This is a genomic window from Shewanella sp. 4t3-1-2LB (assembly GCF_017368415.1).
In the GTDB taxonomy this organism is placed as follows: domain Bacteria; phylum Pseudomonadota; class Gammaproteobacteria; order Enterobacterales; family Shewanellaceae; genus Shewanella; species Shewanella fodinae.
Map to the genome: position 1 here is coordinate 1 of NZ_JAFNJD010000073.1, position 8255 is coordinate 8255.

An 8255-nucleotide genomic window follows, 5' to 3' on the forward strand; every position below is an offset into this window, starting at 1 on the left:
AATCATAAAGTTTCTTATTGATTTTTCCACTAAATCATTGACCGTGCTTTCTATTGTATCCTTAGATAATTCACTCCACACTCCAGATGGATTGTCCCATGTTTTACATAGATAATCCCAAGCCTCATTAATGAAAGAATGGAGATGAGAACGATCAGTTATAGGAAATGGGCGTATGTTGTCAAAACATGATGTGATATCAGGAGGTGATGAAGGTCTTAATAATCCCGACTGTTTAACTTTGTTTGCTTTACTAAAAAGAGAAATAATGTTGTTCAACATGTCTACGACAGTATTAGAATTTCCAGATAAAAAATCTTCAACTACTTTAACTCTGTCTTTTGTTGATGGATGAGTGAAACTCGCATCGGCATTGCCTGCTAAGCGCTGTAAAAAGTCAACACCGCTTCTTCCTACAAATTGAGCACTAAACAGGTCTGCAAAATATTCACGACAATGATTTGTCCACATTTCTTGTTTATGATCAATCAGTTCCTTTTTATCGGGATTAGACCATGTATTTTTATCGAAGTTATGAAAAATTGGTAATATATCAAATTTGTTTTTTTTGCAGAAATTCAATGATGCAAATTCAGAGAATCCTATAGTAGAGTCAATGTAGTGTCCCAACTCGTGGTAAAGTGGAGTAGAACATAAAGGCCTTCTTCTATAAATTTCTGGTAAAGATATTTTTATTAAATCATGGCTTGGTTTGATATTTAATGTTTGCTCTATAATATTTTGTGTCGAAAGATTTACGTATTCAAAATAGAATCCGTGAATATCAGATGATAGGGCTGTAGTTATTAGAGTGTTTTCATCCGTCCATTGCTGGCATGCATCGTTGAGACAATAAACGACTTCATATGGTATTTTTTTTGAAGTGCTACCAGAAAAAAAATTAACAGCATCTGTAATGAAAATAGTAGAGGCAATAACTATTCCTTCATTAATATTACTTCCTTCCTCACTTAGTTTGTCAGCAATATTTTTTAAATATGATAAGTATTCATTAATATTCTTAGAAAAATAGGGAGACTCTGAAATCTCCCTAATTTTTTTCCCTACAAGTGTAAGTTGTGTTTGTGCTAACATTAAATATAGTCTAATACCTGTTGGGCAGATTGAGGCAACAAATTTCCTTGCGATGTGATATTGCTCAGCGTGGTATCTAATCCATGTGTTCGCTGTATTTCCATAGCTAAAGAAATGGACTCTCTGTGTTGAGGAATCTCTAACATCTCCCCATTTTGGACGATTAAAGAAAAGGCTTCTTTTACTACATCATAAGCCATCATTCTTAATGAGTCAGGGACGTCGCTGTTTGTGGCTATAAGCTTAAGAATTAGCTTGATGGATTCTAAAGATCCTGCTTCATTCTGAGGAACTGCATATAACATAGTACCTCCTTGCACTCCCAAATGTACAATAACTACTAAACTAATGTTTACAACTACATGTTGTTAGATAAACACAAAAAATAACTACATATAGAACACTTACTATTATTAAGACATAAAAGCACTGTGACTACAGTGCTTTTATGTCTTAATAATAAGCAAAGTGTATGTGATACACAGATCCTTGACAAGTTAATTATTGTGCGTTATCCCACAAGTAACCATTGTTGTGGTGATACTTTTAAGCTGGTTGTTATAGGGTAAATCGATACTGGTGTTGAAAAAACGCTCAAATGCGGTAGGTTGGAACAATCATTCAACACTTTAGGCATGTAATGAGTGTCTTTTCTATTTTTACCAGAGCAACTGGCGTTTTTTGACGAAACGTTAGAGAGTTATCTTCTGCGGGTCACGGAATGTAACAGCTTCGCTTCTTATCGCCAGTTGAGTCTTGCTATTCGAGATGAACTGTATGCTCAAGACTATCAAGCTCACGGTGCATTTCCGCTTGAGTTGTCTCAACTCAATGTGATTTATGCGCAAACGAGCAGTCACTTCCGTATTAGAGCATTGGCTCTGGTTGCATCACTATTGGGGCATCAGCCTGCGGAGTTGCTTAAACTAGCGCTGTTACGCTCAGACGTAAGGCTTTTGGGAAAATACGCTGCAATTTCTCGTGCCGGTACAACGATTCCTGCGAGTTTTATTCGTGGGAATGATCAAGAATCAGCATTCCCTATCTGCCCAGAGTGTTTAGCAGAGGCTCCTTATATCCGTCAGAATTGGCACTTTGAACCCTATCAAGAATGTACCAAGCATCATGTAAAGCTAGTCGATAGCTGTCCTCAATGTGGCATAGCATTGAACTATGTGTGGAATGAATCAATTACTCATTGTTCCTGTGGTTTTGATTTAACGAAGGCTATTGCATCTGTGTCCTCAAAGGATCTGCTTCAGCTGTCTGGTTGCTTTGATGCTGGCCAGTCTCAGAGGTTGCCTAACGTTCTATCACCTCTTTCTGTATCTGAGCGATTATCCGCGCTGCTATGGTTCCATAAGCGCTACTCTCGTCCGTTATTAGATGGCATAGATTACTTTGAAAAATGGCCATCTCAGCTTTACCGAGAGTTGGATGAAATCACAGCTAACGCTGAGCAATACATGCTTGATGTGTTTAATCGAACCTTTTTTAGCAAAGTCTATGGCGACATCATCGCCACTGCTGCTAATTTTGACTCTATTAGCCGTGGTAATTCATTTATTCACCGCACAGTGATGTCATATTTTTCTGCATTTACAGAACGTTTCCCGCGTTCAAAAACACCTAATCAAGCCGATTTGTTGCTAAGTATTGCTGAAACGGCAGCGGTGTTAAATACATCGATAGAACAGGTCTATCGGCTGTTGGAAGATGGTCTCTTAGTTAGTGCTAAACGGTTAGCATCGCATCAAAAAATTGAACCTCATGTTGGGCTATTTTATCTTCGACAAGTATTTGAATTGCGGACTAGCTTTGGGAGCATGGACGGAGTGTATATGTCGTTATGGTGAACATTGTCCCGCTTGAAACAGTATTGAATATTACTGACGTAAAAGAGCGTACTTCCCAGTTGAAACGCGGTTTCGCACTCCGCTCTAGCATGCTTTTTGATGTATCAGGCCTAGAGCAAATAGCACTCGTCATTTTGATTAATTTGACGTGGTCAGCCAAAGATAAACCGGATGATCTGCTTGATAAACTAATCGCGAAAAAGCAATTAGCAAATTCCAATTTTCTCAGTTGTTGCGTGGATGAAGTTGCTTGGTTTCACACACATAATCTTAAATACCCAGATATCAGAGTAAGTATGCAACGCATACTTAGTTTGCCACCGAATCAACAAGCAAAAGTGCTTAGTAGCGCAGATGTTCCGATGTTTGTTGATTGGGCTCATGATGCGAAGAAAGTGAATTATACCAAGTTGTTCGCTGCTGAGTTTATTTGGCATAGTCAAAAATGCTCTTTGGCAAAGGTATTTAAAGAGATTGAACCTGAATGGAAAGCTGCGTTTCAATCGATGGGAGGCAAGGTTCAAGACTTGAAGATCGTGAGTGATTCTCTCAATAGGTTGTTGCCGCCAATAGAGTTTCCTGACACCGTTGACCATAACTCATCGCAAATTCGTATGCCTTTTCGCGATGACTATATCGCGCTTACCCCTGTCATTAGCTCGGCGATGCTACTCGCCATTCAACGTAGTTATGCCCTAACTACTCAGCTGAGTTTTACTCGCCCAGCTGCTGTAGGCGGATTAGTTTCGTCGCTGGGCGGACGAGTAAAGGTGCTGCATTACCCGCCGAATCTAGCGCGTCAGGAGCAGAGCTTTCCACAAAACCATCTTGGCAGGCTAGCTGAGGTTGGTTCAATACTTAACTCTAAGGTGTTACGCCGTAAAGATTTCATAGCTTTATTGGAGAGATTATCGAGGCTAGGGTATATCGCGACTAGTAGACAACAACGTATTCAGTTACATACACAACAAAAGTTGCTGAGAACGATAATATTGCAGTGGCTTGCGCCGCTGTTTGAGCTGCGAGAGGCCATCGACAACGAACCTCAAATAATTGGAAAATTATCAGCCATTTCGGATTCCAGCGAATATGAATTTTTGCTTGCTCCCGTTTCGTCTCTCAAGCAATTCGTAAATCCTTTATTTGCATGCCTGAATAACCAACTCTCGAACTACCATGAGACACAACATTTTGCCTTTGAGTTTCGTTTAATGCCTGTGCTTCGAAAGCAGATCCGTTGGGCATTATCTCAGATTGAATCAGCATCTCACCTAGGCGATGACGATGACATGAACGTGGGTTATCTGCACATAAAGGCTCTTCGCTTGTTTGATGGTTCGGCATTATCAAATATGTACTGCTCAGGTATTCCATCTTTAACTGCGATTTGGGGAATGTTGCACCACTATCAGAGAGAGTTGAATACATCGTTGGAAATAAACATCCGCTGCGCTGCATTTTCCTGGTTTATTAGAAACTATTCATCCTCTACTGAAACCAAGCTACCTGAGTTTGATATGGCTGGCACAAAGCAGCGGGAGTTTAAACGCCGAGGGTTAATTGAAGGTCGATATTGTGACATGACGTTTGATCTTGTTGTTCGTATTGAAGGTGAGGCAAACGAATTAGCTCAATTAGCGAATGCTGAGGATGCTCTAAAGGCCCATCTACCTGCTCGTCTTGCCGGTGGCACGTTGTTGCCTCCACCGGTCTCATCATCAACTGTGAGTTGGTGCCAATTACATCAAAATTCAGCCACATTTTTTAAAGATGTTGGTCAGTTGCCGTATAGCGGTCGATGGGTGTTGCCAACGCGTAAAACGATTAGCTCTGTCAACGAGATTGCAGATATCAACAAAATTAATCGAGCATTTGTGCCTACGCATTTGGGCTATCTGTTCTTGGAAGTGCCGAAGCACCGAACAGGTGCTCATGCTAGCCAGCATTGCTATGCCGAATCAGCGATAGGTTTAGTGGAGTTTACTCGACAGATTGAAATTAGGATGCAGGGCGCGCGCAATTTCTACCAACGTGCTTTTTGGCAGTTAGATGTTGAGGAAGATTCAATGTTAATGGGAAGGGCTTGATATGGAATTATGTGAAATACTCAAATACGACCGCTCTTTATATCCAGGGAAGGCAGTCTTTTACTACAAGACTCCTGAAAGTGACTTTGTGCCATTACAGGCTAGTGTTGCGCGTATTAGAGGGCAAAAAGTAGGTATTACCGAAGGGTATAACGCTGATTCAACACCAAAGAATCTGGCACCGCAAGACCTAGCTTATGCGAATCCCGTGATTGTTGAAGAATGCTACGTTCCACCGAATATCTCAGAGCTTTACTGCCGTTTTTCGCTAAGAGTGAAAGCTAACTCTCTGGCTCCCTCAGGCTGCAGTAATGTTGATGTGTTTAATACATTGTCTGCGTTAGCGACAAAATTTAAAGAGTTAGGTGGTTATCAAGAACTGGCTAAGCGCTACTGTAAAAATATTTTATTAGGGACTTGGTTATGGCGCAATCAGTACGCAGGGGCGACAAGTATTACTGTCGTAACCAGTAATGGTAACTCCTATGTAGTTGACGACATAAGAGAGATCACTTGGGGATCTCGTTGGCCTAATGAAGCATCAGAAGCTTTAAATGCGTTAACGGATGAGTTTCTGTTCGCACTCACTAATCCATGTGTCTTTTGGCATGCTGATATCACCGCAAAACTGGATGTGGCTTTCTGCCAAGAGGTTTTCCCAAGCCAAGTCCTCATAACTGAAAGACAAGATGGTCTGCCAACAAAACAATTTGCCAAGGTAAAGTGTATTGATGGCACTGAGGCCGTAAGTTTTAACTCAGTGAAAATTGGTGCGGCTATCCAATCCATTGATGATTGGTGGCACTCAGAAAGCGATAAGCGTTTAAGGGTGCATGAGTATGGCGCAGATGGACAAATAGGCATTGCACACCGGCAGCCTGAGTCTGAAAGTGATTTTTACTCGTACTTTATGAGCGCTGATCACTATCTAACACGGTTAGAGCAAATCGATAGGAAATCTACTGTGGCTGAAATGCCCGAATCTTTAACCTACTTGTTTGCTGTGCTTATCAAAGGCGGAATGTTCCAGCAAAAACAGGCTCGTCGCGTAAAGAAAAAGCAGGAGGCTTGAGATGGCACGATACTGTTTTGTAGTGAGATATCTTCCCAAAGAAGCCAATGCAAATGTGCTCGCTGGTAAGTGTTTATCAATCCTTCACGGCTTTGTCGCAAGACATAATGTGCAAGGCTTAGGAGTAACTTTCCCTGATTGGTCAGATAGAACTCTTGGCTCCAAAATTGCCTTTGTACATGAAGATCCATCATTGCTTGCTCAGTTTTCACAACAACGCTATTTCATCGGAATGAGTGATTTTGGCTTCTTCTCTGTAAGTGAAATAATAAAAGTGCCTGAAAAATGTATCCAAGTTCGGTTTTTAAGAAATCAACACTACTCAAAGCGGTTTCCAGGTAGCGTGCGAAGGCGAGTTGAACGACTTAAGCGAAGAGCTGCGGCTAGAGGAGAGGAATATGTGCCTAGACCTTATAATCATGAAACGGAATATGCACTGAGCCATAGTGTTCCTGCTAAAAGTATGAGTACTCGACAAGAATTCATACTTCATATCCAAAAGGAAGTGGCTGAAAATGAAGTTATACATCTTTTTAATGGCTATGGACTATCAGATAGAACTTGTGCGATAGGAACAGTGCCAGAACTCAAAGGATTACTTTGACCTTATTCTTTGATTGCGACATTAACATATTGATTCATAGTGTGATTCTTATAAAGCAAGAAGAAAAGGCTAAATGTTCTGATAGAGCTTAACTATCTGTTTTTAAATGAGTAGAGAGTAAATGTTCATTGTTTACTGCCGCGTAGGCAGCTGAAGAAATCACCTCGAACGGCTCCGACACGTCTGGACGGTTTACTGCCGCGTAGGCAGCTGAAGAATTTGCGCTTAAACCACGCGAGCGCTTCTTTAGGTTTACTGCCGCGTAGGCAGCTGAAGAATAACCGTGTATTCCAGAGCAATTCCCAGTGACGTTTACTGCCGCGTAGGCAGCTGAAGAAAAATAATCCGGCCAACGCAGGTTTAGCAACATGTTTACTGCCGCGTAGGCAGCTGAAGAAAATGGCCGGCGGGTGCATTGTGCCAGCTTTATGTTTACTGCCGCGTAGGCAGCTGAAGAAGTAAAATTCGGCGCTGCCAGTGCTAGGTACTTGTTTACTGCCGCGTAGGCAGCTGAAGAACAGAGCATGAACAAGCTCCGGGATGAATTGCTGTTTACTGCCGCGTAGGCAGCTGAAGAATTGGGTTACCAACATCAGATTCTCAATACTGCGTTTACTGCCGCGTAGGCAGCTGAAGAAGCAAGAATTGATAATCTATTGTCGAAATCAATGTTTACTGCCGCGTAGGCAGCTGAAGAAACTGGGCCGACAGAACTCAATATCCCTGGGTTGTTTACTGCCGCGTAGGCAGTTGAAGAAAATAGACCTTCAGGCTTTTATAAGCGGATGATGTTTACTGCCGCATAGGCAGATACATAAGCAGTATGGAATTTATTCATTAGATTGCTGTAATTTTTCAATAAATTGCAGCAATTTTTCTTTTTCTGCTTTAGGTAACTTTTCAATTTTTATTGCTAGTTCGGCCGACAGATCATCCTCACAAAAAAAGTAGCTCATAGGCACACCTAGTGCCTTCGCTAGCTTTCGCAGTGTGCTGATATCGGGGACATGCCTCCCTTTTTCATAGTGGTTCATACGGCCGCTAGCAGAACTTTCTTCCATACCAATCATCACCCCCAAGTTCTTTTGAGTGATGCCAGCACGTTTGCGAGCTTGTTTGAGCCTAAGTGGTATCGGGTTATCTTCCACGAAATCATCAATTTTATAGCCTTTAGATAACTTAGATTGTCTAAGTTTTACTTAATTTTGTATACTTAGCAATCCTAAGTTTTCAAAGGCTCTTGATTGAAAAGTGAAACGTTCTAAAAAAATCAATGCAATCATGTACAAACTGTTAATTGAAAAAGAAATGGATGCCTTTTCTATCATTGAAGCGCGGGATGCTCTTCTGCAGTTTGAACCATCTAACCAAGAAGCGAATGAAGCTCGCAAAAGGGTTTATCGTCAGCTAGCGTTATTTCAGCGGAATGGCTGGCTTAAGTGTATTGGTCGTGGTCGACAAAAGCGTTTTTATGTGACAGATGAGTTCAGAAAGCTGCCGGTAGTCAGCAAAAAAGATACGTTGGCTACTAGTCTTTATTG

General features: G+C 41.3%; 7 protein-coding genes, 1 pseudogene and 1 CRISPR repeat array. Of the genes and pseudogenes, 5 read left to right on the forward strand and 3 right to left on the reverse strand.

The window, feature by feature from the left end; translation table 11 throughout:
* Together J3L11_RS18115 and J3L11_RS18120 are read right to left on the reverse strand one after the other, a co-directional pair.
* On the reverse strand, window positions 1-1095 hold a 1095-nt coding region (locus tag J3L11_RS18115; RefSeq protein ID WP_207571891.1), incomplete at its 3' end, for a hypothetical protein.
* Window positions 1095-1400, reverse strand: coding sequence for a hypothetical protein (locus tag J3L11_RS18120; protein WP_207571892.1), 306 nt, complete (start codon window positions 1398-1400; stop codon window positions 1095-1097). The genes J3L11_RS18120 and J3L11_RS18115, both read right to left, overlap by 1 nt.
* A gap of 339 nt (window positions 1401-1739) precedes the next feature.
* Between J3L11_RS18120 and J3L11_RS18125 the strand changes: the two genes are divergently transcribed.
* From J3L11_RS18125 to cas6f, 4 genes are read left to right on the forward strand one after another with little or no spacing between them, the layout of a single operon-like run.
* Window positions 1740-2951: a TniQ family protein gene (locus tag J3L11_RS18125; protein WP_207571893.1), complete on the forward strand. Its 1212-nt coding sequence runs from the start codon at window positions 1740-1742 to the stop codon at window positions 2949-2951.
* Window positions 2945-5038 carry a type I-F CRISPR-associated protein Csy2 gene (locus J3L11_RS18130; protein WP_207571894.1) on the forward strand — a complete coding sequence of 698 codons (2094 nt, stop codon included), beginning with the start codon at window positions 2945-2947 and terminating at the stop codon, window positions 5036-5038. The genes J3L11_RS18125 and J3L11_RS18130 overlap by 7 nt, the downstream gene beginning before the upstream one ends.
* Before the next feature lies 1 nt (window position 5039).
* A complete protein-coding gene (gene csy3, locus J3L11_RS18135) occupies window positions 5040-6110 on the forward strand; it encodes a type I-F CRISPR-associated protein Csy3 (protein WP_207571895.1) in 1071 nt (356 codons plus the stop codon).
* Window position 6111: 1 nt separating this feature from the next.
* Complete coding sequence (gene cas6f, locus J3L11_RS18140) at window positions 6112-6714, forward strand: type I-F CRISPR-associated endoribonuclease Cas6/Csy4 (protein WP_133040702.1); 603 nt, start codon at window positions 6112-6114, stop codon at window positions 6712-6714.
* Window positions 6715-6844: 130 nt separating this feature from the next.
* Window positions 6845-7532: a CRISPR direct-repeat array (repeat unit 28 nt; unit sequence GTTTACTGCCGCGTAGGCAGCTGAAGAA).
* 12 nt (window positions 7533-7544) lie between these two features.
* On the opposite strand, the gene J3L11_RS18145 is transcribed toward cas6f, so the two are convergent.
* On the reverse strand, window positions 7545-7862 hold the full coding sequence (locus tag J3L11_RS18145) for a helix-turn-helix transcriptional regulator (protein WP_207571896.1): 318 nt from the start codon (window positions 7860-7862) through the stop codon (window positions 7545-7547).
* A gap of 103 nt (window positions 7863-7965) precedes the next feature.
* Between J3L11_RS18145 and J3L11_RS18150 the strand changes: the two are divergent.
* Window positions 7966-8255, forward strand: a pseudogene (locus J3L11_RS18150) (hypothetical protein); the annotation flags it as partial.

Bases quoted from the DNA above. Each gene is read 5' to 3' on its own strand.
- J3L11_RS18120 (WP_207571892.1), bottom strand. From the start codon at position 1,400: ATGTTATATGCAGTTCCTCAGAATGAAGCAGGATCTTTAGAATCCATC.
- J3L11_RS18130 (WP_207571894.1), top strand. From the start codon at position 2,945: ATGGTGAACATTGTCCCGCTTGAAACAGTATTGAATATTACTGACGTA.
- csy3 (WP_207571895.1), top strand. From the start codon at position 5,040: ATGGAATTATGTGAAATACTCAAATACGACCGCTCTTTATATCCAGGG.
- cas6f (WP_133040702.1), top strand. From the start codon at position 6,112: ATGGCACGATACTGTTTTGTAGTGAGATATCTTCCCAAAGAAGCCAAT.